This is a genomic window from Acidobacteriota bacterium (assembly GCA_012729555.1).
Classification (GTDB): domain Bacteria; phylum Acidobacteriota; class UBA6911; order UBA6911; family UBA6911; genus UBA6911.
The window spans coordinates 1-23,270 of the sequence record JAAYCX010000087.1 but is presented as its reverse complement, the minus strand read 5'-3'; the positions used below and the strand labels follow the sequence as shown (position 1 = coordinate 23,270).

21 protein-coding genes are annotated in these 23,270 nt (G+C 68.2%); 11 read left to right on the top strand and 10 right to left on the bottom strand.

Annotated features, from left to right (window positions below; all coding sequences use genetic code 11):
- Nucleotides 1-251 precede the first annotated feature (251 nt).
- Both GXY47_14750 and GXY47_14745 read right to left on the bottom strand, forming a co-directional pair.
- Nucleotides 252-2,000: a carboxypeptidase regulatory-like domain-containing protein gene (locus tag GXY47_14750; GenBank protein ID NLV32399.1), complete on the bottom strand. Its 1,749-nt coding sequence runs from the start codon at nt 1,998-2,000 to the stop codon at nt 252-254.
- A gap of 111 nt (nt 2,001-2,111) precedes the next feature.
- The gene (locus tag GXY47_14745) at nt 2,112-2,597 is read right to left on the bottom strand and encodes a hypothetical protein (GenBank protein ID NLV32398.1); all 486 of its coding nucleotides are present in this window, start codon (nt 2,595-2,597) and stop codon (nt 2,112-2,114) included.
- Between the two features lie 172 nt (nt 2,598-2,769).
- On the opposite strand from GXY47_14745, the gene GXY47_14740 reads away from it, so the two are divergent.
- The 7 genes from GXY47_14740 (at nt 2,770) to GXY47_14710 (ending at nt 7,669) form a co-directional block, all read left to right on the top strand.
- Complete coding sequence (locus GXY47_14740) at nt 2,770-3,720, top strand: ornithine cyclodeaminase family protein (GenBank protein ID NLV32397.1); 951 nt, start codon at nt 2,770-2,772, stop codon at nt 3,718-3,720.
- A 20-nt stretch (nt 3,721-3,740) separates the two neighbouring features.
- On the top strand, nt 3,741-4,160 hold the full coding sequence (locus GXY47_14735; GenBank protein ID NLV32396.1) for a GNAT family N-acetyltransferase: 420 nt from the start codon (nt 3,741-3,743) through the stop codon (nt 4,158-4,160).
- Nucleotides 4,157-5,074, top strand: coding sequence for a DUF2156 domain-containing protein (locus tag GXY47_14730; GenBank protein ID NLV32395.1), 918 nt, complete (start codon nt 4,157-4,159; stop codon nt 5,072-5,074). The genes GXY47_14735 and GXY47_14730 overlap by 4 nt, the downstream gene beginning before the upstream one ends.
- A gap of 93 nt (nt 5,075-5,167) precedes the next feature.
- Nucleotides 5,168-5,509 carry a TraR/DksA family transcriptional regulator gene (locus GXY47_14725; protein ID NLV32394.1) on the top strand — a complete coding sequence of 114 codons (342 nt, stop codon included), beginning with the start codon at nt 5,168-5,170 and terminating at the stop codon, nt 5,507-5,509.
- Nucleotides 5,510-5,557: 48 nt separating this feature from the next.
- Nucleotides 5,558-6,109 (top strand): cob(I)yrinic acid a,c-diamide adenosyltransferase, encoded by a 552-nt coding sequence (locus GXY47_14720; GenBank protein ID NLV32393.1) that lies wholly within the window; start codon nt 5,558-5,560, stop codon nt 6,107-6,109.
- A gap of 1 nt (nt 6,110) precedes the next feature.
- Nucleotides 6,111-7,019, top strand: a complete 909-nt coding sequence (locus GXY47_14715; GenBank protein NLV32392.1) for a LysR family transcriptional regulator — start codon at nt 6,111-6,113, stop codon at nt 7,017-7,019.
- Entirely contained in the window at nt 7,016-7,669 is a 654-nt protein-coding gene (locus tag GXY47_14710) for a histidine phosphatase family protein (GenBank protein ID NLV32391.1), read from the top strand. Before GXY47_14715 ends, GXY47_14710 begins: the two co-directional genes overlap by 4 nt.
- On the opposite strand, the gene thiC is transcribed toward GXY47_14710, so the two are convergent.
- Together thiC and GXY47_14700 are read right to left on the bottom strand one after the other, a co-directional pair.
- Entirely contained in the window at nt 7,666-9,378 is a 1,713-nt protein-coding gene (gene thiC, locus GXY47_14705; protein ID NLV32390.1) for a phosphomethylpyrimidine synthase ThiC, read from the bottom strand. The genes GXY47_14710 and thiC overlap by 4 nt on opposite strands.
- Before the next feature lie 26 nt (nt 9,379-9,404).
- Complete coding sequence (locus GXY47_14700; protein ID NLV32389.1) at nt 9,405-10,706, bottom strand: homoserine dehydrogenase; 1,302 nt, start codon at nt 10,704-10,706, stop codon at nt 9,405-9,407.
- A 110-nt stretch (nt 10,707-10,816) separates the two neighbouring features.
- Here GXY47_14700 and GXY47_14695 point away from each other — a divergent pair, with 110 nt between their 5' ends.
- Together GXY47_14695 and GXY47_14690 are read left to right on the top strand one after the other, a co-directional pair.
- Nucleotides 10,817-11,185, top strand: coding sequence for an HNH nuclease family protein (locus GXY47_14695; GenBank protein NLV32388.1), 369 nt, complete (start codon nt 10,817-10,819; stop codon nt 11,183-11,185).
- Between the two features lie 25 nt (nt 11,186-11,210).
- Nucleotides 11,211-13,736 carry a hypothetical protein gene (locus GXY47_14690; GenBank protein NLV32387.1) on the top strand — a complete coding sequence of 842 codons (2,526 nt, stop codon included), beginning with the start codon at nt 11,211-11,213 and terminating at the stop codon, nt 13,734-13,736.
- Here the strand turns inward: GXY47_14690 and ettA are convergent.
- The 4 genes from ettA to GXY47_14670 all read right to left on the bottom strand — a co-directional run bounded on the left by ettA (nt 13,726) and on the right by GXY47_14670 (nt 18,804).
- The gene (gene ettA, locus GXY47_14685) at nt 13,726-15,411 is read right to left on the bottom strand and encodes an energy-dependent translational throttle protein EttA (GenBank protein ID NLV32386.1); all 1,686 of its coding nucleotides are present in this window, start codon (nt 15,409-15,411) and stop codon (nt 13,726-13,728) included. The two genes, GXY47_14690 and ettA, sit on opposite strands and share 11 nt — an antisense overlap.
- A 16-nt stretch (nt 15,412-15,427) precedes the next feature.
- Nucleotides 15,428-16,579, bottom strand: coding sequence for a hypothetical protein (locus GXY47_14680; protein NLV32385.1), 1,152 nt, complete (start codon nt 16,577-16,579; stop codon nt 15,428-15,430).
- Between the two features lie 126 nt (nt 16,580-16,705).
- The gene (locus GXY47_14675; GenBank protein NLV32384.1) at nt 16,706-17,098 is read right to left on the bottom strand and encodes a hypothetical protein; all 393 of its coding nucleotides are present in this window, start codon (nt 17,096-17,098) and stop codon (nt 16,706-16,708) included.
- A gap of 68 nt (nt 17,099-17,166) precedes the next feature.
- Nucleotides 17,167-18,804 carry an AsmA family protein gene (locus GXY47_14670; GenBank protein ID NLV32383.1) on the bottom strand — a complete coding sequence of 546 codons (1,638 nt, stop codon included), beginning with the start codon at nt 18,802-18,804 and terminating at the stop codon, nt 17,167-17,169.
- A gap of 122 nt (nt 18,805-18,926) precedes the next feature.
- On the opposite strand from GXY47_14670, the gene GXY47_14665 reads away from it, so the two are divergent.
- On the top strand, nt 18,927-19,208 hold the full coding sequence (locus GXY47_14665; GenBank protein NLV32382.1) for a hypothetical protein: 282 nt from the start codon (nt 18,927-18,929) through the stop codon (nt 19,206-19,208).
- Between the two features lie 6 nt (nt 19,209-19,214).
- On the opposite strand, the gene rpiB is transcribed toward GXY47_14665, so the two are convergent.
- Complete coding sequence (gene rpiB / locus GXY47_14660) at nt 19,215-19,679, bottom strand: ribose 5-phosphate isomerase B (protein NLV32381.1); 465 nt, start codon at nt 19,677-19,679, stop codon at nt 19,215-19,217.
- A gap of 187 nt (nt 19,680-19,866) precedes the next feature.
- Between rpiB and tkt the strand changes: the two genes are divergently transcribed.
- The gene (gene tkt / locus GXY47_14655) at nt 19,867-21,945 is read left to right on the top strand and encodes a transketolase (protein NLV32380.1); all 2,079 of its coding nucleotides are present in this window, start codon (nt 19,867-19,869) and stop codon (nt 21,943-21,945) included.
- Here the strand turns inward: tkt and GXY47_14650 are convergent, their stop codons facing one another.
- Nucleotides 21,946-23,148, bottom strand: a complete 1,203-nt coding sequence (locus GXY47_14650) for a hypothetical protein (GenBank protein NLV32379.1) — start codon at nt 23,146-23,148, stop codon at nt 21,946-21,948.
- Between the last annotated feature and the right edge of the window lie 122 nt (nt 23,149-23,270).

Here is a 23,270-nt window from a genome sequence, read left to right as displayed (position 1 = left end):
GATTCCTACCGAATGGTGGCTTTTGAGGGGATTCGATTTCAAATCGTTTAATCGCGTCATGGGACCCTAATTGCGTAAATTCAATGGCTTATACACGATGATGCCTGTAACGTTGGGACAGTAGTGATAAACAGATAAGTTTTGGCCGTCCCGTCATGTCTGCCCGCTGCAACGGAGCTTCAACAACTTGAACTCGTCGGTTCAATATTTTGAATGAACGGCGGGGGAGGTTCAAGCCGAAAATAGGGGGATCAGTTGAAACGGTAGTTGAGGCCGTAGCGGAGGGAGCGGGGGTTGCGGTTCAGGACCAGTTCCCCCTGATCGCTGGGGAGCACCTGGATCCCCTGGTTGAGGACGTTGCGGAAGTCGAGCAGGATTTCCCACCGGCCGGAGGAGCCGGGCAGGCGGGGGACCGGCTGCCGGATTTCGAAATTGACCGACCGGGTGCCGATATCCATGCGGTCGGAAAACCAGTCGAGGGCCGTCAGCGGGCTGCCGGAGTCCCAGCGCACCGTCGTCATCAGCCCGGTAAGGGTGACCGGGAGGGTGACGTCGACCCTCCCGGTGAGGGAATGCTCGAACCGCTGGCGGAGAAAGGCGGCCGGGTCTTGTTTCAGGAAAGCGACGGAGCCGGGCGCTCCCCCTTCGGCCACGCTCCGGGCCTCGCCGTAGATGTAGGCGACCGAGCCGCGGAGGGATTCCAGGACCTTGTGGTCGAGAGTCACCCGCACCCCGCGTTGGCTGGAGTGGTCGTCGTTCATTTCGATCAGGTGTTTCCGGGCGGCCGCCCCCGGAACGATTTCGGTGACCATCAGGGGGATTCCGGGGCCCCGCACGTAGTCGCTGTAGAGGGCTATCTCGACGGCCGTATCCGCCGCCACCGCCTTCCGCGCGGCGAATTCCGAATGCCGGACCTGGCTCATGCTCACCCGGTCCCCCACCATCGTGATCAGGGTCGGTTCGGAGAGATCGATCGTCTCCCCCTCCGGAAGGACGAGGGTGTTGGTGGCGCTCGGGCGCCGGGAGGCCAGGGAGGTGCGCAGACTCCACCCCTCGGCCGGCGTCAGCACGATCTCGATGGAGGGGTGCAGGAAGTGCGTGTCCTCTCCGTAATAGAGCCGGGTGTAGTCGACGCCGTATTTGACCGCGACCAGGTCCAGGAATTTCGTGGACCCCTCGACGCTGACGTCGAACGTTTCCAGGCCCGACGGGGCGGGGACGTCGCTGCAGGAGATCGATCCGGAACTCGGGTAAGGGCCCGCGATGCGCCCGTAGCCGACCGAGGCGCGGTAATCGTGGCCGCCGTCGGGCCGGTACTGGTAGGTGTTGCGCATGCGCCAGAAGGACCCGTCCCCGACGTCCATCTGGCCGGAAAGGATGATGCGGCTGCGGGAGCCGAGCGGTTCCGTGAGGGCGAAATTGGAGGAGACCCCGCTCTGGCTGGTGTGCGGGCGCAGCAGGAAGCCCCGGGTACCGGCGGGGGCGCCGGAGGCGATGCTCATGGCCCCGCTCCGGGTGAACGATTCCGCGCCGGCCGCGGCGATCTCCGGACGCGTGCCGGAGGCGCTGCGGAAGATGAGCCGGCCTTCGGAGGTGCCGCGCAGCACCGTTCCGGGGTTCCAGTTGCGGGCGTCGTCCTCGCGCGAGATCGCGTGGACCCATTCCCTGAGCGCGATGTCGAGCGCGATGGAGCGGTCTTCGTCGACGGCGAACCGGGTCGTGGCGACCGGCTCGTATCCCTGGCGGGAGACCTGGAGATGATAGATGCCGGGGGCCAGGAGGGCCGATTTGAAAAATCCCCGGCTGTCGCTCCGGATCAGGGTGAAGAACTCTCCTTCTTCGACTTCGCGGACGATCCGTACGACGGCGTCGCGGAGGGGATGGCCCCCGAGGCTGGTGACGCTGCCCGTGATCCGCCCCTTGTCCCCGGCGGCTGCCGCCAGGGCGGGTGCGCATACCAGAATCCCCAGAAGCAGAAGCGTGTGAGAGAGAGACTTCATGGCCAGGAGCCCCCTTCACCGGAAACCATCGATGACGGACCGGTATACGGTGAGGCTATCACAGATTCCGGTGGAGTGTCAATTCGGCCCCCTTTCGGGGACTTTGCCGGTTCAGGGAGCCCGCCCGGCTTGGGGTGGGGACGGCGGGGCGAGGTCGGCCGAGAGGACCGAGGCCTCTACCCGGACGGCCGATGCCGGGACCGGGGCCAGCTCGATGCCGGAGATTACGAGCACGTCCCCCGGGGGGAGGGAGCGCTCCTGGGTGCAGGTCTCCCTGGCCAGGGTGTCCCCCCGGGCATCGAGATAGACGAACTCGAGCCGGAACCCCTGGTAGGGGAGCGTTCCGTGGTTGCGGATTTCCACATCGTGGCTGGCGGCCGCCGCGCCGCCGGGCGCCGCTTTCAACGCGAAGTCGGAGCGCACGACCTCGAGGTCGCCCGGCGCGAAAACCCTTACGGGGGAGGGGGGGGATTCGCGCGTCAGCTCCGCCATCCCGTCCGTCCGCTCCTTTTCCCGCTGGCACCCCCGGAAAACCAGGCCGGCCAGCACCGCCACCAGAATCAGCGTGATTGCGAAAAACAGGGTTCTTCGGATCATCGTCCCACCGCTCCTTCGGATCGGTACAGTGTACCACCGGGGGCGCCGGGGGGCTGAGTGCAAACTGCCCCGGGCGGCGCCGCCCCTGTTTTCCCCTTGGCGGCGCCGGGAGGCTCCAGTATAGTGAAAGACCGGTATTTGTGCGGCGTCAAGGATATTGCAGGGGGAGGATATGGCGATTTTTCTGAGGGAATCGGACATCAACGGGCTGGCATCGATGGACACGGCCATCGATGCGGTCGAGCGCGCATTCAGGCTTCAGGGGGAGGAAAAGGCCCACATCGCCCCCCGCCGCCGCTGCCGCATGGAGAAGGGGATGCTCCACCTGATGAGCGCCTCCCTCCCCCCGCTGGGCTACGCCGGCCTGAAGAGCTACACCAGCGTCTCCGGGGCCAACCGGTTCGTGGTGCTGCTCTACGAAGGGGACGGCCGACTGGCCGCCGTGATGGAGGCCGACCGGCTGGGACAGTTGCGGACCGGGGCCGCCTCGGCGGTGGCCACCCGCTTCATGGCGCGGGAGGACGCCTCCAGGCTGGGAGTTTTCGGGGCCGGGGGGCAGGCCCGGGCCCAGATCGAGGCGATCTGCGCCGTCCGTCCCATCACCGAGGTCACGGTCTATTCCCGGACAGCGGACAGGCTGAAGGAGTTCTGCCGGGAGACGGCGGAGGCCACGGGGATCGGGGTCGTCCCGGCCGGAAGCCCGGAGGCCGCGGTGCGGGGGCAGGACATCGTGGTCACGGCCACCACCTCCGCCGAACCGGTTTTCAAGGGGGAATGGCTGGCCGCGGGGACCCACATCAACGCCGTGGGATCGAATTTCCTGACGCGGCGCGAGATCGACGGGGAGACGGTCCGCCGGAGCGCGTGCGTGATCGTGGACTCCCTCGAACAGGCCAGGATGGAGTGCGGGGATCTGGCCCTTGCCGCCCGGGAGGAGGCGTTCTACTGGGAGGACGCGCGCGAACTGGGCCTGGTGGTCGTGGGGGAATTCCCGGGCCGGGAGGACGCGGCCGAAATCACCCTGTTCGAATCGCAGGGGGTCGCCCTGGAGGATGTCGCGCTGGCGGCCGAAATCTACAAGCGTGCGCTCGAGGCGGGAACCGGCGAGAAGCTCCCTTTCTAGCGGCGCCGCAGGGGGTTTTCATGCAGGAGGTGTCGTTCGAGATCGTTTCGTCGGCCCCCGTGGAAGAGGTCGTGGAGCTCTACCGGTCGGCCGGCTGGTGGGAGGAGAGCCCCGAGGCGCGCGCCATCATCCCTTCCATGATTCGCGGAAGCCTCTGTTTCATGGTCGCGCGGCTGCCCGGGGGCCGGACGATCGGGATGGCGCGCGTGATCTCCGACGGGGTGAGCGACGCCTACATCCAGGACGTGGTGGTGCTCCCGTCCCACCGGGGCCGGGGGATCGGCGGGGAACTGGTGCGGCGGCTCACCCGGTTCTGCCTGGAGAGGAAGATCCCGTGGATCGGGCTGGTCGCCGAGCCGGGCACCCAGGGACTGTACGAACGGCTGGGCTACGGTCCCCTGGCCGGGTATCAGCCGATGCTCCACGGCAAGCGCCCATGACCGCCTACCTTTTCCTCGATTTCGAGTTCACCCCGCTGCGGTTGGGGGCCCGGGGGTTCCTGACCCCTGCGCTGAGGCGATATGCGCACCCCCTGGCAGGGTATACGTTCGCGGTCCTCGCGGCCTGGAACCCCTTTTACCACTACGGCTGGGCCATCTGCGGCCACGCGGGCCTCATGATTTCGTGCTTCATCGAAAGGACGGGGCAACACCACCTGCTGCAACCGCTGGGGCGGTTGAGGTCCGCGGGCCGCCGGAAGATTCTGCAGGGCGCCGCCGCGCTCGACTACCCGCTGAAAATCATCGGCGTCTCCGAGCGGTTCCTCGCGGAGAACCCCGACCTGGTCCAGGAATTCCAGGTCCGGGAGGACCGGACGGCGTCCAACTACCTCTATGCCGCCGACTCCCTGGCGGAGCTCAAGGGGCGCAAGTACGCCAAGAAGCGCAACCTGATCTCCCAGGCGAACGGACTGTACGAATGGACCGCGTCCCCCCTGACGGCGGAGCGGACCGGCTCCTGTTTTGCGGTGCTGGAGGCGATCGCCGGGGAGGAGAGCCCCCAGGTGGAGGGGATGCTGGCCCTGGAAATGAGCGCGCTGGAAAGCACGCTGAAGCATTTCAAGGCCTGGGAGCAGCAGGGGGTGCTCGTCGAGGCGGAAGGCCGGCCGGTGGCGTTTTCCATCTTTGAAGCCATCGGCCCCCGGACGGCGGCGATCCATTTCGAGCGCGCGCTGCGCAGCTACAAGGGGCTCTACCAGATCATCAACCAGGAGACGGCCAGAACCATCGCGGCGCAGGGGTACGCGTTCATCAACCGCGAGGAGGATCTCGGGGATCCCGGTCTCCGGGCGGCCAAGAAGTCGTACCATCCGGTCGAAATCGTCCCCGCTTATGAACTGACCTTCAAGCGGTAGGCGCCGCGGCCGGGCGCCCCGTCGGGGCAATCTGGAGGTTTACATGCGGCCCATTTTGATCTATAGTTTCACTTTTTCAATCGAGGTTGAGTTATGAACAAAAGGGATCTCAAGAAATTCAGGGCCGCCCTCGAACAGAAGCGGGATTCCATCGTCAACGCCCCGGGCAAGAAGCCTCATTGGGAAAATATGGAGGACACGCGCCACGGCGACTTCGTGGACCAGGCGAGCGACGACAACGAAGTTCATGTCAATCTCCGGTTGCTGCAGATCGACGCCAAGCTGCTGCGCGCGATCGAGGCGGCGATAGAGAGAATCGACAACGGCACCTACGGCATCTGTTCCGTCTGCGAAGAGGAAATCAGCCTGGCCCGGCTCAAGGCGGTTCCCTGGACCTCCGTCTGCATCGCGTGCAAAGAGAAGAAGACCGCCTGACCCCGAAGTAAAACGTCCTGACCCTGCGCCGCCCGCGGGAGGATCCCGATGACACCGATATATACCCGCACGGGGGACGACGGGACCACGAGCCTCGCCGGCGGCCGGCGCGTCCCCAAGGACGATCCCCGCATTGAAGCCAACGGAACCCTCGACGAGCTGAACGCGCTCCTGGGCGTGGCCCTGGCGCAGGCGCTGCCGGAGGGGGTGGGCGAAATCCTGCGCCGCGTCCAGGGCCACCTCTTCCTGCTGGGCGCGGAAGCGGCCGCACCGGACGGGGGGGAGGGGCGGAGGATCGGGCCTGCCGAAATCTCCGGCCTGGAGGCGGAGATCGACTCCCTGGACGCCCTCCTGCCGCCGCTCCGGAATTTCATCCTGCCGGGCGGGACGCCGGGGGGAAGCCTGCTCCATCTGGCGCGCGCGGTCGCCCGCAGGGCGGAACGGCAGTGCCTGGCGCTCGGCCGCTCGGGCGCCGTCGGCCCCGCCTCCCTCCGCTACCTGAACCGGCTCTCCGACCTGCTTTTCGTGCTCGCGCGCAGCGTCAACCTGCGCCAGTCCGCGCCCGAAACCGGTCCGGGCGTCCCCCCTCAGGGGGAATAGGATGCAGATCGAGACCCTCAAGGTCTTCTGCGACCTGGTCGAAAGCCGGAGCTTCTCCCGCGCCGCCGTCCGTAACGACATCTCCCAGTCGGCCGTCAGCCAGCAGATCAAGAACCTCGAGGCACGGTTCGGGACGCAGCTCCTCTGCCGGGACGGAAAGACCGTCTCCCCCACCCCCTCGGGAAGGATCTTCTACGAGCGCTCCAGGCAGATCCTCGACGGCTTCCAGCAGATGCAGCTGGAACTGAAGGCGATCGGGCAGGACATGGCCGGGAGCGTGCGGGTGGCGACGATCTACAGCGTCGGCCTGTACGAAATCTCCGTCGTGGTGAAGACTTTCCTGAAACTCTATCCCAAGGTCAGGCTCCACGTCGAATACAGCAAGGGGACCCGGGTCTACGAAGACTGCCTCGCCGGCGCCATCGACCTGGGGATCGTGACCTACCCGGAGCCGCGCGAGGGCCTGCGCGTCATCCCGCTCCCCGCCGACAAGCTGGTGCTCATCTGCGCCCCGGAACACCCGCTGGCCCGGAGGCCCCACGTCGACATCCGCAAGCTCGGCGGGCAGAACTATATCGCGTTTGAAAAGGGGCTGGCGAGCCAGCGGGCGCTGGACCAGATCTTCCGGGAGAACGGAATCGACGTGCGCGTGGTCATGGAATTCGACAACATCGAAACCATCAAGCGCAGCGTGGAGATCGGCGCCGGGGTCTCGATCGTGCCGCTGCTCAGCGTCCAGAAGGAGGTCCAGAGCGGCTCCCTCGTCCAGGTCCCGTTCACGGAAAAGAACTTTTACCGCCCCCTGGGCGTCATCGTCCGCTCGCGGCGGCCGATCACCCCGGCCGCCCGCAAATTCATCGAACTGATGCGGCACCCCCACAAGGGGGGCCCGGGACGGGAGAACGGATGATGGGCGATGCGGGGGGCTCGGTGCGGCTGTATCTCGTGCGCCACGGCGAAACGGCCCAGAACGTCGAAATGCGCTATCTCGGGCTGGGGGACGAGCCGCTGAACGAGCGCGGCCGGAACCAGGCGCGCCTCCTCGGGGAAGCGTTCGAGCGCATCCCCCTCCGGCGGGTCGTCTCGAGCCCGATGCGAAGGGCCGGGGACACGGCCGCCGCCATCGGAGCGGGGACCGGGGTGGAAGTCCGCAGCGACCCCCGCCTGGCGGAGGGCTCGTTCGGATCCTGGGAAGGGCTGACGCGCGGGGAGGTCCGCGACCTGGGGCCGGAGGACGCGGCGCTGCTCGAGCGCTGGGAAGCGGACGCCTCCGCCGCCCCCCCCGGAGGGGAATCGATCCTGGGGGTGCAGCGGCGCGTCGTCGGGCTCGCCGACGAGCTGGCGGGCGAGTTCCCGGGCGGGGCGGTCGCCCTGGTCAGCCACGTCGGGCCGATCAAGGCGCTGGTGGCCGCGGTCCTGGGGGTCCCGCTGCCGGTTTCGCGCCGGCTGTTTCTCGATCCGGGGACCATCACCGTGCTGGAGTGGGGGCCGCGGCCGCTGCTGCGGCTGTTCAACTCCCACGCGCATCTCGGCTGGACCTCCGCGCGCTGGATGCGCTAGGGAATTCCTGCCTCTTCTCCCCGGACCCCGGGCCGGGGGGTCCCCCCGGCCGCGTATTCCCGCACGTCCCGGGTGATCTGCATGGAGCAGAAGCGCGGGCCGCACATGCTGCAGAAATGAGCCGCCTTGGACGAATCCTGGGGAAGGGTCTCGTCGTGGAACTCCCGCGCGGTCTCCGGGTCGAACGAGAGGTTGAACTGGTCCTCCCAGCGGAATTCGAAGCGCGCCTTCGACAGGGCGTCGTCGAGAGCGCGCGCCCCCGGGCGGCCGCGGGCGACGTCGGCGGCGTGGGCCGCGATCTTGTGGGCGATGACGCCGTCCTTGACGTCCTTTTTGTTCGGCAGTCCGAGATGCTCCTTGGGGGTGACGTAGCACAGCATGGCGGCGCCGAACCAGCCGATCATGGCGGCGCCGATGGCGCTGGTGATGTGGTCGTAGCCGGGGGCGGCGTCGGTGACCAGCGGGCCGAGGGTGTAAAAGGGGGCGCCGTGGCAGACGGAGTCCTCGCGCTCCGCGTTTTCCCTGATCCGGTCGAGCGGGACGTGGCCCGGGCCCTCGACCATCACCTGGCACTCCCGCTCCCAGGCCCTCCGGGTCAGTTCGCCCAGGGTGTCCAGTTCGGCGAACTGCGCCCGGTCGTTCGCGTCGGCCAGCGACCCGGGGCGCAGCCCGTCCCCGAGGGAGAAGGTGACGTCGTACGCCCTCATGATGTCGCAGATGTCGTCGAAACGGGTGTAGAGGAAATTCTCCTCGTTGTGCGCGAGGCACCACTTGGCCAGGATCGACCCGCCGCGGCTGACGATGCCCGTCAGCCGCCCCGCGGCGAGGGGAATGTGGCGCAGCAGGACGCCCGCGTGGATGGTGAAGTAATCCACCCCCTGCTCCGCCTGCTCCACGAGGGTGTCCCGGAAGATGTCCCAGGTGAGCTCTTCGGCGGCCCCCCCCACCTTTTCCAGCGCCTGGTAGACGGGGACGGTGCCGATCGGCACGGGCGAATTCCGGACGATCCACTCCCGGGTCTCGTGGATGTTTTCGCCGGTGGAGAGATCCATGACCGTGTCGGCCCCCCAGCGGATGGCCCACGTCATCTTTTCGACTTCCTCCGCGATGGAGGAACCGACGGCCGAGTTGCCGATGTTGGCGTTGATCTTGACCAGGAAGTTGCGGCCGATGACGGCCGGTTCGAGCTCGGGGTGATTGATGTTGGCCGGGATGACGGCGCGGCCCGCGGCGACCTCCGCCCGCACGAATTCGGGCCCGGCCCCTTCCCGCACCGCGACGAACTCCATTTCGGGCGTCACCTCCCCCCGCCGGGCGTAGTGCATCTGGGTCACCGCGGAGCGTCCCCGCAGGACCTGGCGGCGCGCGGGGAAGGCGATGCCGGGGGCGCCGCCCGCCCGGGGGAGCCCCGGTCCGGAGATGTCGCAGCCCGCGCGGCCGCGGATCCATTCGGCGCGCAGGGCGGGGAGCCCCCGCTCGAGATCGATGGCGGCTGCGGGGTCGGTGTAGGGGCCGGAGGTGTCGTAGAGCCGGACCGGCGGGTTCTCCTCGAGCGCGCCCCCGGGGCATCGGGTCGGTTCGAGCAGGACCTCGCGCATCGGCACCCGGATCCCCCGGTTCCCCTCGACATGGATTTTTCGCGCCCGGGCGGATGGTTTGCCGGGGGGCGTCGGGACGCCTTCGCCAGGGTCCCCGTTTCGACGCGTCATGGCGGCCTCCTCGATCATCGACGGTCTCAGGATTCCTCGACGCGGATCATGCGCGTGGGGGCGACGATGACGGGGAGGGAGTCGATCTCCGCGAGCGCCTTCCGCATGTTCCCCTCCCGCGCCTCGTGCGTCATCATCACGACCGGTACGGCCTTGGCCTTCTGGTGTACCTTCTGGATGACGTTGGCGATGCTGATGTCGTGCCTGCCGAGGATGCCCGCGACCTGGGCGAGGACGCCCGGCCGGTCGAGGGCGGACACGTTGAGATAGTAGGAGGAGGCAACCTCCTCGATCGGCTTCAGCGCGAGCGGCGTGCGCCCCAGGACCGGGAGGTCCTGGGGGACGGCGGCCTGGCCGGCCGCCAGCCGGCGGGCGATCTCCACGATGTCGGCCCAGACGGAGGACGCGGTGGGGAACTGCCCGGCCCCCCGGCCGTAGAACATCAGGTCGTTGACGACGTCGCCGCTGAGGAAGACGGCGTTGAATACCCCGGAGACCGCCGACATCGGGGAGGACTCGGGGATCATGGTGGGGTGCACGCGCAGCTCGAGCCGGCCGTCGGACGATTTCGCGATGGCCAGCAGCTTGATGCGGAACCCCATTTCGTGCGCGAGGGCGATGTCCTCCGGCGTGACCCGGGTGATCCCCTCCACGTAGATCTCCCCGAGCCCCACGGAGGTGCGGAAGGCCAGCGTCGCCAGGATCTGCAGCTTGTGGGCCGAATCGATCCCCTCGACGTCGAAGGTGGGGTCGGCCTCGGCGTACCCCTCGGCCTGGGCCTCGGCCAGGACGCGGCCGAACTCCAGGCCCTCGTCCGTCATTTTGCTCAGGATGTAGTTGGAGGTGCCGTTGACGATGCCGTACAGGGAGGTGATCCGGTTGGCGGCCAGCCCCTCCTTCACCGAGCGGATCAGGGGGATCCCCCCGGCCACCGCGGCCTCGAAAGCCAGCATGCACCCCCGGCGGCGGGCCTCGGCGAAGAGCTCCTCGCCGTGGGTGGCCAGCAGCGCCTTGTTGGCCGTCACGACGTGCTTCCCGTTGGCCAGCGCCCGGAGGATGAAGGCGCGCGCCGGTTCGAGCCCCCCGATCAGTTCGACCACGATGTCGATCGAGGGGTCGTCGAGGATCCTGGAGACGTCCCGGCCGAGGGGGAGCCCTTCCAGGTCGAGCCCGTCGCGGGGGGTGGTGATGTCCTGATCGACCACGGCGCCCAGGACGACGGGAGCGCCGACCTTCTCCTCCAGTTCCTCCCGGTGCGTCCGGCAGACCTTGGCCACCCCCGCCCCGACGGTTCCCAGCCCCAGCAGCCCCACCCTGATCGGTTTCATAGTCACCTCTGCAAAACCCCGATTATAGCATGGGGACAGTCACCAGTGTCCCCCTCCATCATTTCCTGTATAATCAGAGGGGGACACTGGTGACTGTCCCCTTTTTGATTATGGCCAACGATACGGGAGTCAACGATCGCGAATTCATCGCCCGGCTCCGGCGCGAGCGGGACCTGCGGATGCAGGGGTACCGCGAGCAGGCGCTCCGGCTGTACCCGCCCGTGTGCGGGCGCTGCGGGCGGGAATTCGAGGGGAAGCGGCTGCGCGAGCTCACGGTGCACCACCGGGACCACGATCACGACAACAACCCCCCCGACGGCAGCAACTGGGAGTTGCTGTGCGTCTGGTGCCACGAGAACGAACACGCGCGCCACTCCGTGGCCGACTGGTCGGAGGGGCCGGCCCCCACGGGCGCCCAGGCGACCGTCTCCACCTACAACCCCTTCGCCGGCCTCGACCGGATGCTCAAGAGAAAGTGATCCGCGGCGGGGACACCCTTCACCGATGAGACACGTCATAGCCCACCTGGCGGAGCACCTTCGCGGGGAGAGACCCCCGGGGGAGGAGTTCGCCAGGGTCATGACCGATCCGCGCGCCTTCGAGCGCGCCGTCCGCACCCGCAGGCTGGAGAGCCTCATCCCCGAACTCGCCGCCTTCGAGGAGAACCTGCCCGAAAAGGACCCGAACATCTATCGTCCCATGCCCCTGATGGAGCATACGTTCGAAGCCGTCCGGCACGCGTTCGGGTGGATCCATAGTTTCGGCGCGGAGGAGTACCGGGACCCGGAGGCGCGGCGGGGCTCCACGCTCTGGATCAACACGGCGCTGCTCTTTCACGACCTGGGGGAGGTGGCCATCATCAGGGGGATGCACCTCCGGCTCTGGTACGGGCTGGCGGCCGAGTGGAGCAGGAACCGGGAGCGCAACGCCTCCATCCTGAAGGAAACCTACCCCTTTTTCGGGCTGGATACGCGGGAGGCGAGAAACTATCTCGGACACCTGATCCATCCCGAAATTTCGGCGCTGCTCGCGAAGGATTTTCTCGCCCGCCTGGGGTGGGGGCCCCGCGATATCGCCATCGTGCAGTTCCTGGTCCGGAACCAGTCGGTCCTGATCGAAAAGGCGACGTACGGCCGCGTCAAGGACGGCCGGACGCTGCACGAGGATTTCTACGCCGATATCGAATCGGTCGAGCTGGGGACCGGCATCCGCAAGGAGGACCTGCTCAAGATGCTCCAGGTCCTCCAGATCGCGGACGCCAACGCCGTCCGGCCGGACATGGCGCGCATTCCGCGGGAGACGCTGATGCGGGTCTGGATGGCCTACGACTACATGAACCTGGTCCTGGCGGTGCGCAGTTCCCCCTCCCGCTACCGGGATTTCATGCGCTACCGGGAGATCTTCGGCCGGATCCGCCGGGGAAAACCGTTCGGCACCCCTTTCGGGGAGCTCTTCGACCTGCTCGTCGGCTGGATCGAGGCGGAGGGGGGGCGCCTCGATGAAGAGGAAAGGAGGATGCTCGAACAGCACCTGGAGTATTTCGAAAAATTCCGCATCATCAAGGAAGACCACATCCACATCAACGACCAGGTCAACCAGCTCCTGCGCCTGGTCGAGACGGCCTCGGGCAAGGCGCTGTCGTCGGCGGACATGGCCCTGCTCCTGAAGGGCTACAAGGTCGCCTACCGCTCCCACGACGGCGATTCCCGCCGGCAGCTGAAAACGGTGCCCGTGGGGGACGTGCGCCGGAAGTTCATCGAGCACCCGATCCGGGTGGCGCGGATCATGGTGGAGGTCTTCGGCGTCACCGACGCGATCGTCCTGGTCACGCTCCTGCTGCACGATGTCCTGGAGGATACGGACACGAGCATGGACGATATCCGGGCCGCGTTCCGCAAGGACGACGTCCGGGGACGGATCCTCAAGGCGCTCGAAATCCTCACCAGGCCGGAGGAGGAGGGGGCCGGGGAGCGCCCGCAGCCGCTCGGGGAGATCGATTACCTCCGCTACGTCGCCGGGTGCCTGACCGCGGGGGACCGTATCCTGCCCGACATGGAAACGTTCGAGTGGCTCCGGGCCATCGTCCCGCTGGCCAAGGCGTGCGACAAGATCCAGAACCGCCGCACCCTGATGGGCCGGAAACCGAAGGGGCGGATCGAGGAGATCTGCCGGAACTGGAATTCATTGCTGATGTTCATGGAATCGAGCAGCCTCCCGGGGGAACACAAGCTGAAGATCCTGGAGGAGTTCAACAAGAGCCTGCTCGAAATCTTCGGCCTGGCCGATCCCGGCCGGCGGGAAAACCGGGAGCGGCTGCTCGGGCGGCTGGAGGAGTTCCTCGGGCGGACCCTCTACGAAAAGGTGAAGGGGGCGCCCGGCGCGGACCTCGGCAGGCTGGATGCGTTCGTCGGCGACAGCCGGAGGATGTTTGAAAAGATCGTGGAAGGCCCCGTGCGCGACATCGAGGTCCGGATGGTCCTGTTCGAGAGGCGGATGCTCCCCGATTTCCTCGGGGAAGCGGGCCTGGACGAAGGGACGGCGGCGGAGATCCTGGACGAGTTCAGCCTGCTCCTGTTCGACCTGTCGGAGGTCGCCTGGTTGAAGGGGAAACGCCAGCTGCTCGGGTTCCAGCAGATCGTCCGCGCCTACCGCAGGAAAATCGCCGACGGCGGCTGGGAGCCGCGGATCCCGGGGATCGTGGAGGACCTGGTCCGCTACACGCAGGGGGACGAGAACGTCCTCCCCCCGATCATCCGGTCCGGGGCGGGCGCGGGGCGCTCCGCCGGGCTGCCGCTCGTCGGGGCGCTGCGGGACGCCTGCCGGCGCCGCAGCAGGAAAAGGAGGGAGCGGGTGGCCGCCCTCCTTCCCCGCGTCGCCATGCTCCCCCTCACCCGCATCTACTGGCTGGAGGGGGACGGGATCCGGAGCGTCGGGCGGGAGGCGGTGGAAGACCGGATCGGCGGGATCGATGTCTCCCGGCAGCCGGACGGCCGGCTGGTCATCCGGCTGCTCACCCCCCTCATCCCCTGACCAGGGGCTTGTAGCGGATGCGGTGGGGCTGGTCCGCCTGGGCCCCGAGGCGGCGCCGGCGGTCCGCCTCGTAGTCCTGGTAGTTCCCCTCGAACCAGACCACCCCGGAATCCCCCTCGAAGGCCAGGATGTGGGTGGCGATCCGGTCCAGGAACCAGCGGTCGTGGCTGATGACGACGGCGCAGCCGGCGAAGGAGAGGAGCGCGTCCTCGAGCGAGCGGAGGGTGTCCACGTCCAGGTCGTTGGTCGGCTCGTCGAGGAGCAGGAGGTTCCCGCCGCTTTTCAGGACCTTCGCCAGGTGGACCCGGTTGCGCTCCCCGCCGGAGAGGTCCCGGACCAGTTTCTGCTGGTCCGACCCCTTGAAGTTGAAGGCCGCGGCGTAGGAGCGGGCGGGGACCTCCCGTTTGCCCAGCGTGAGGATATCGCGGCCGTCGCCGATCTCCTCCCAGACCTGGCGCTCCCCCCGCAGCGCGTCGCGGCTCTGGTCGACATAGGCGATCCGGACCGATTCCCCGATCCGCAGCTCCCCCGCGTCCGGTGTCTCCTCGCCGGTGATCATGCGGAAAAGGGTGGTCTTGCCGGCGCCGTTGGCGCCGATGACGCCCACGATCCCCCCGGGGGGGAGCCGGAAGGAGAGGTCGTCGATCAGGAGCCTGTCCCCGAAGCCCTTGCGCAGGCCTTTGGCCTCGACCACCAGGTCGCCCAGCCTCGGCCCCGGCGGGATGTGGAGGTCGGTGGCCTGGGCCCTCTTCTCGGCGGCCATTTCCTCCGCCAGCAGCTGCTCGTAGGCGTTGAGGCGCGCCTTTCCCTTGGCCTGCCGGGCGCGCGGGGACATGTGGACCCACTCGAGCTCCCGCTGGAGGGTGCGGCGGCGGGCCGACTCCTGCTTTTCCTCCGCCTCGAGGCGCGCCCGCTTCTGGTCGAGCCAGGAGGTGTAGTTCCCCTCCCAGGGGATCCCCGCGCCCCGGTCCAGTTCCAGGATCCACCCGGCCACATTGTCGAGGAAGTAGCGGTCGTGCGTGATGGCGACCACGGTCCCGGGATACTCCTTGAGGAACCGTTCGAGCCAGGCGACCGATTCCGCGTCGAGGTGGTTGGTCGGTTCGTCGAGCAGGAGCAGGTCGGGGCGCTCGAGCAGCAGCCGGCAGAGGGCCACGCGGCGGCGCTCCCCACCCGAAAGCGTGGTGACGTCGGCGTCCCCCGGGGGGAGGCGCAGCGCGTCCATGGCGATCTCGAGGGTGCGGTCGATCTCCCAGCCGTTGCAGGCGTCGATGGCGTCCTGCACCCGCCCCTGCTCGGCCATCAGCCTGTCCATCTCCTCGGGGGAGAGCTCCTCGCCGAAGCGCGCGTTGATGCGGTCGAACGCCTCGAGGAGATCGTGCACCGGGCGCACCCCCTCCTCGACGTTGCCGAGGACGGTTTTGGCCGGGTCGAGCTCCGGTTCCTGCGGCAGGTACCCCACCCGCACCCCTTCGGCCGGCCAGGCCTCCCCGAGGAAGTCCTTGACCACGCCGGCCATGATCTTCAGGAGGGTGCTCTTGCCGGCGCCGTTGGAGCCGATCAGCCCGATCTTGGCCCCGGGCAGGAACGACAGCCAGATGTTCTTCAGAACCTCGCGGTTCGGGGGATAGACCTTGCGCAGGTCCTTCATCACGTACACGTACTGTTGCGCCACTCTCTCTCCTTCGTGCTTACCGCCAGTCGTCGATCTTGACCGACACGGTCGGCACCATGCCGCCCATCATGAAGTAGTTGTTGTTCGACGCGCCGGTGACGACGACCGTGAAGCCGCCGCCCCTCATGCCGAATCCGCCGAACTCCGGCTTCGGCTTGGCCGCCCCGGCGTCGGTCACGAACTCGGTGAACTCCTCCACCGTGTCGTAGCCGGCGTCCCTGACGAAGTTGGCGATCGGCGGGCTCAGCACCGCGATGGTGCCGAACATCGGGTCCTGCTGGGCGTAGATGTCCTTGATGATCTGGGGGTAGTTCATGGTGGAGCCCCAGACGTTGGCCTTCCAGTTCTTGGCGGAGAGGATGCCCCAGCCCATGAACAGGGTGATGATGTTTTCCCCCTTCCGGAAACCGCGCCTCACCGCGAGCGGTTCGAAGGGGGAGTTCTCCTCGTTTTCGGCGATGATGATGTTGGCCAGGTTTACGGGGTTGCCCACCGTGCCCATGTAGGTGGTCCCCACCTTGCCGCAGTTGCCGCCGTTGATGGCCAGCAGGCTCCAGGCCCTCCCGATCACCGTGTTGGCGTGGGCGTAGGGTCCCACGGCGCCGATGTCGGAGTTCAGCCCGATCTCCTCGCGGATCGCGCCGTTGATGACGGCGCCCGCCATGAAGCCGTTGTCGGACACGTTCACCGGCGTCATGCCGGTCGACCCGAGCGCCAGGATGACGGGGAAATGCTCCGGCCTGGCGCCCGCCATGACCGCGTTGACCGCGGCGTCGCGGACGGTGTAGGTCCAGACGTCGCCCGCTTCCGACCCGGGGTTCATTTTGCCCAGGATCTCGTCCGGCTCGTGGCTGGTGGCCTTGAGCATCTCCTCGACCTTGTCCCCGGTCGGCAGGGTGACGGGCAGGAAATCGGTCATCCGCTTCTCGAGGAACAGCTGCTGCAGCTCATCCGGGGTGCCGGTGAAGGTGGCCGGTCCCCGCCCGGGGTCGAGCCGCCCCGTCTTCTTTTCCTCCGCCGTCAGGGGCCGGGTGAGGTGGCCGATGATTTCCTGCATGACGCGCCCGCCCGTGATCGGGTTGTTCCCCTCGACGATCTGCTTGCGGAGCTGGTCGTTGGTCTTGCCCCAGACCGGTCCGCGGAAATACTGGATCCGGAGGTTGGGCATGCCGGCGTTGAGGGCGACCTCGACCTCCTGCTTGTGGAAATCGGAGAGGATGAGGGGGATCGAGGGTTTCCTGAAGCCGTGTTCGATGTCTATGCTGAGGCGGACCGCCCCGGGGGCGCAGACGCTTCAATGTCCCAGGCCGATGATGACGGCGTCCGCCTTTTCCTGGATCTCGGCCCACAGGGCCTTGTCGGGGACATCCATGGAAGGATTCCGCTTGTTGACGATGGTGGTCCTGGGATGGTTGGCCGCGAACCACTCCGTCATGACTTCCATCAGGCGCTCGGTGCCGACGAAACCGGTGTTGACCAGGTAGAGGGTCTTGCCGTCGAGCGTGTCCAGGCGCGGGGCCTGGGCTTTCAGGGTGATCGGGGGCGGGGTGCCCATCGGGCTGAGCACGGTGATCTCGGGCATCTCCACCGCGCCCTTCCCCTGCGCATGGGCCTGGGTGCCCGGGATGCCGGCGCCGCAGGCGAGGCCCAGGCACAGAACCGCGATGATGGCTGTGCGCAACTTCATGCGTCATTCCTCCGCTGTTTCAGGTATGTTCCTTCCGTGCCCCTGTCAGGCCTTCCTTGTCAGGCCTTCTATTTGAATATGCTGCGGAGGGTGTCCTCCAGCCCCTTCCCCGCGTCCCCCCCCGCAGCTTCCCCGTCGCCGCCCCCCAGGACGCTATCCAGGAGACCGCGCGCCCCGCGGGGGTCGAGGACGAAGGCGGGGTCGGACGCGTTCCCGCGGACGAAAAAGGGGATGTCGAGCTTTCCCCCCTTCACCAGCCGGCCCAGGCCGGCGCCGAGCGTCCCCCCCGGTTCGATCGCCGCCCGCATGGCGAAGTCGAGCGCCTGCTCGGGCGAGATCCTCCCGGCGCCCGAGAGGGTTCCCAGCGCCGGTACCACCAGCAGCAGCCGCTCGACCCGGATCCCCTCGGGCGTCATCTCGAAGGCGGTGGAGAGAGTCTCGATCTCGGTATGCTCACCGGGCTGGAGGCCCGCCAGGCGGGCGACCACCGCCAGCCTGCCCGAAAGATCGAATCCCTCCAGGCGGGTCCCGGCCATTTCGGCCGTTCCCCGGATGACGGGGGCGTCGAGCGGGCCTTCGGCCGTCAGCTTCGCGTCGAGGGTGCCCCCTTTGAGGGTCGCCCCCCTGGGGAGCGTCACGCCGAAGGCGGGGAGAAACTCCCCGAGCTCTCCCACCGGCATGGCGGCCCCGTCCAGTCTCAGGTTGAGGTCGGGCGTCTCCCCCCTGGCGTCAAAGCTCCCGGCCAGGGTGGCTGCCGCGGTGCCAAGGCCGATCCGCACCTCCTCCATCGCCCCCCGGCGCACCTCCAGGTCGTAATTGAGGCGGTAATCGAGCGAGACCGGGCTGCCGGCCGGCCTCCCTCCGGGGGCCACCTGGAGCCTTTCGGCCGTGGCGCTGCCCGCGCTTTCGAGCATGCGGCCGTCCGAGGAGGCGGTCCCGCTGAAATCGAGGAGCCCGGAAATCCCCGAACCCTCGCGGACGAAGCCCGATGCGACCAGGTCGAAATCCCGGGCGGTCAGCTCTGCCGCGAACGGCGTCTGCAGGGTGTCCTCCCCGCCGAGCGGTCCGGCCGTCCCTTCCAGGCGTACGTCGCCGCCTCCGGGGAGGGCGGCGGTCAGGGTGAAGGGGAAGGCGGCGGCATGGGAAAGGTTGTCGGCGGCGAGGTTCACGGAGTCGTAGACCGACGGCTTCTCCTCCCCCTCGATGACGGTGACCCGGCCGTCGGAGACCCGGAGCCGCCGGATGAAAACGTCCGGCGCCGCGCCCTCCCCGGTTTCCTCCGTCCGCGTGGGCTCTCCGGCGCCCAGGCTGGAGAAATTCCAGCTCCCGTCGGGGCGGCCGATGAGGCGGATCTCCGGCCTGTCCAGGGTGATGCCCGTGATCCGCACCTGCCGGGAGAAGAGGAGGGGGCGCATCCGGACGCCGATTTTGAGCGAACGGGCGGTCACGAAGGGGGCCGTGCCGAATGCGGGATCCTCCCCGATCTCGAGGCCCTCCACCGCCAGCCTGCCCGACAGCAGGGAAAGGCGGATGGCGCCCATCCGGACCCGCCGGCCGAGCGCCTCCGACAGCCTCGATTCGACCTGGGGCCGGAACCGGTCGGCGTCGATGAGAAACGGAAGCGCCGCGACGATGGCAACGAGGAGGGCCGCGGCCGGGAGGGCCCACTTCAGCGAGCGGGATTTTCTACGGGTGTCTGCCGCCATGGTCTTTTTCGCCCCCAAGGATTTTTGCATTCTCCGCCGGCCGGTGTTCCCTTATAGTATCCTCCGGCGTTCCGGCCTGGAATGCCGGATATAATAAATAATGGGAATCTGGAGAGAATGCCATGAAATATTTCGCAGCGCTTCTGATGATGAAGGACCCCGAAAAGAACCGGACTTTCCGCGAGCAGCATGTCGCTTTCCTGGCCGAAAGGGAGAAGAGCGGGGAGATCTTCGCCCGGGGGAAATTCCTCGACAACAGCGGCGGGCTGGTGATCTACGTGGCCCCCTCGCTCGCGGAGGCCGAAAAGACCGCCGCGGGCGACCCTTACGTGGCCTCGGGCGCGCGCAGCCTGGAAGTCCACGAGTGGGACGTGAAATTCACGCCGGCGGCCCGGGAGGGGTAAGAGCGGCTATCCCGGGGGGGTGCGGGAGAACCGGTTCTCCAGCTCCCGGATCTTCCCGACCCGGCGCAGGTGCCGTTCCTCGCGGCTGAATTCGGCGCCCAGGTAGAGCCAGACGATGTCCTGGGCCAGGGCGGAGGCGATGATGCGGGCCCCCAGCACCAGGACGTTCATGTCGTCGTGCTCCACCCCCTGGTGGGCGGAGTAGCAGTCGTGGCAGACGCCGGCCCGGATCCCCGGGATCTTGTTGACGGCGACCACGGCGCCGACCCCGCTGCCGCAGATCAGGATGCCGCGTTCCGCCTCCCCCCCGACGACGGCCGTTCCGACCGCCTCGGCGATGTCGGGGTAATCCACCGGCTCGGCGCCGTCGGTGCCGGCGTCGATCACCTCGTGCCCCATCGACCGGACGTGGGCCAGCAGGGTCTGTTTCAGCTCAAATCCGGCATGGTCTGCCCCGAGCACAACTCGCATATTCGATCTCCTCGCGAAGCCGCATTATAGCGTCCCGGCCGGGGAAATTGCAGGGCGTTTGCGGCCGGAGGGCGATTTTCCGCGCCCGGCGCCGGCGTGGTTTGGTTTGACATCCGCGGCGGCGCCATCTACATTTGGCTCTTGGCGCGTTCTTGCGGTTTCCCCCGTCAAATTTTGGAGAATGTTCATGAGTCCTGACATGCCGGCGGCATCCTCATCCTCCACGCTGGACCGGATGTGCGTGAATTCCATCCGGGCCCTTTCGATCGACGCGGTCCAGAAGGCCAACAGCGGCCACCCGGGGCTGCCCCTCGGCGCCGCCCCGATGGCCTACGTCCTCTGGACCCGGTTCCTCAGGCACAACCCGGCCGACCCCGGGTGGTGGGACCGCGACCGCTTCGTGCTCAGCGCCGGGCACGGGTCGATGCTGCTCTACAGCCTGCTGCACCTGACCGGCTACGACCTCCCGCTCGCGGAGATCGAGAATTTCCGGCAGTGGGGGAGCCGGACCCCGGGTCATCCCGAGCGGGGCCACGCCCCGGGGGTGGAGGTGACGACCGGGCCCCTGGGACAGGGGCTGGCCAACGGGGTGGGGATGGCGATGGCGGAAGCCCACCTGGCGGCGCGCTTCAACCGCCCGGGGCACGATATCGTCGACCACCACACCTGGGTCCTGGCGGGGGACGGCGACCTCATGGAGGGGGTGGCGGCCGAGGCGGCCTCGCTCGCCGGCACCCTCCGGCTCGGCAAGCTCGTCTGCCTCTACGACGACAACCGCGTCTGCCTGGCGGGCACGACCAACCTTTCCTTCGGCGAGGACCGGGCCGCGCGCTTCGAAGCCTACGGCTGGCACACGGTGAGGGTCGAAGACGGGAACGACCTGGAGGCGATCTCCGCGGCGCTCGCGGCGGCGAAGGCCGAAACCGCGCGTCCCTCCCTGGTCCTGGTCCGGACGGAGATCGGGTACGGGTCCCCCGCCAAGCAGGGGTCCTTCGAGTCGCACGGTTCCCCCCTCGGGGCCGAGGAGGTGAAGCGGACCAAGCGGGCGCTCGGCTGGCCCGAGGAGCCCCCGTTTTACCTGCCCGGGGAGGCGGTCCAGTTTTTCCGCCGGTCGGCCGATGCGGGCCGGGAGGCCGAGGCCGGGTGGCGCCGGCGGATGGCGGCCTACGCGGCCGAATTCCCCGCGGAAGCGCGCGAGTTCGAGAGGGCGATGAGGGGCGAAAGGCCCGCCGGGTGGGAGCGGAGCCTCCCCGTCTTCGCCGCCGACCCGAAGGGGATGGCGACGCGGGCGGCTTCGGGCAAGGTGATCAACGCCATCGCCCCCGTGCTGCCGGCCCTCTTCGGGGGGTCGGCCGACCTGAACCCCTCGACGAAGACCGTCATCAAGGACGGGGGGGATTTCGGGGCCCCCGGCAGCCGGCCGGATAACCTCCAGGGGGAGGTGGGCGGCCCGTGGGGGTACGAGGGGCGCAACATCCACTTCGGCGTGCGCGAACACGCCATGGGAGCGGCGGCCGTCGGCATGGCGGCCCACGGGGGAGTGATCCCCTACACGGCCACCTTCTTCGTCTTTTCCGATTACATGCGCCCGCCGATGCGGCTGGCTGCCCTGATGGAACTGGGCGTCGTCTTCGTCTTCACCCACGACAGCGTCGGCGTCGGCGAGGACGGTCCTACCCACCAGCCGGTGGAGCACCTGGCCGCGCTGCGGGCCATCCCGGGCCTCTGCGTGATCCGCCCCTCGGACGCCAACGAGACGGCCGAAGCCTGGCGCGTGGCGGTGGAAAACCGCCGCCGCCCCGTCGCGCTGGTCCTCACCCGGCAGGACACGCCGGTCCTGGACCGCGCGCTCTACGCCCCGGCTTCGCTCCTGGCCCGGGGGGCGTACGTGCTGGCCGACGCGAAGGGGGGGCGCCCGGAGCTGATCCTGATCGCCAGCGGTTCGGAGGTGGGGCTGGTGGTGGAGGCGCAGCTGAGGCTCGAACAGAAGGGGATAGCGGTGCGCGCGGTGTCGATGCCGAGCTGGGAGCTGTTCGACGCCCAGCCCGGGGAGTACCGCGAGGAGGTGCTCCCCCGCGCGGTGCGCGCCCGACTCGCCGTGGAGGCCGGGATCTCCCAGGGGTGGCACAGGTACGTGGGGGACGCGGGGGACATCCTCGCCCTGGACCGCTTCGGGGCTTCCGCCCCCGGCGACACGGTGTTCGGGAAATTGGGCTTCACGGTGGACGCCGTCGTGGAGCGTGCCCTGCGGCTGGTCGGGAAATAGCTAGTCCCGCCCCAGGCGCCTCAGCAGCCTCCGGGCCTGGCCGTGGGAGTCTTCCGTTTCCGGCAGCGAGAGCACGGCCCTCAGTTCCCGCTCCGCCGCCGCCGGCCGGTGCAGCCAGAGGTGGATCTTCCCGAGCGAGAGGTGGGAGAGGGCCTTTTCCTCCGTCCCGGTCAGCGGGTCGGCGAGGCAGAGCCGGAACCGCTCCGCGGCCAGGTCGTGCCGCTCCATGTGCATCAGCTGGGTGGCGAGGTGGAACCGGAACTCCCCGAGGGGGATCCGGTCGAAATTGGGCCGCCCCTGCTCCACCTGCCGCTCGATCCGCACGAACGTCCGCGCCGCCTCCTCCCTCATCCCCGCCAGCTGCTCGATCTGCGCCACGCTGAGGGCCAGGAGAAAGCTCCTGGGGAATTTCCCGTGCAGGGCGCGGGCGATCTTCAGCCCCTCGGCGTAGCGCTTTTCGCGGACTTCGAGGATCATCCGGATCAGGGAGGCCTCGTCGCGGGCGACCGTCCCCTTTTCCGAGGCCAGCCGGACGTGTTCCATCCCCAGCTCCCGGTCGCCGCCCAGTCCGATGACGACCGTCATCCACTTCACGTACCAGGGGACGCTGCAGGCGATGTACTCGTAGACCCCGGTGATCAGGTAGGCGTCGTAATAGGCGGGGTCCTCCCCGATCAATCCCCTGGCGAGGCCGTAGGCTTTCCGGCCGCTGCGGAAGGCCTCGCGCAGGGAGTGATCGATCGTGATGGCGAAGGAGGCGCGCAGCCCGGCCGCGGTGGCCAGGTAGTAGCGCGCGTCCCGGTCCCCGGGCGACGGCTCCAGGATGGCCGCGGCGAGGTTCTCGCTCCTGGAGATTTCGCCGAGGAACGCCGCCCGTTCCCCCTCCGGCATGACCAGGTCGGTCTTCGCGGCGAAATGGGAGGCGGACACGAAGCGGTGGAGCGTGAGGTCCTGCCGCCGCGCCATCTCCTCCATCCAGCGGATCGAGGCCAGGTAGAGGGGGGGCGCCGGGTGGGCGGGGTATTCCCTCTCGAGGGCGAGGAAAAGGTCCCGGGCCGGGGCGTAGTCCTGGTTGAAGATGTGGGCGAACCCCTCCCGGGCCCTTTCGACGAAGCGCGCCTCGCGCAGGTCGCGGGCCGGCAGCGCGGAGGCCGGTCCCAGGCAGAGGGACGCAAGGAGAAGGCGGAAGATCAAAACACGCATGGAAACCCCGATCCGGTGCTCCCGTGGATTCTACCGCAACCGGCGGCGCGGCGGGGGGCGATTCGCCGGAATTTCCGATCTTGATAATGAACAAGGATTCCTTGTTCCGTTTCCGGGCGTTC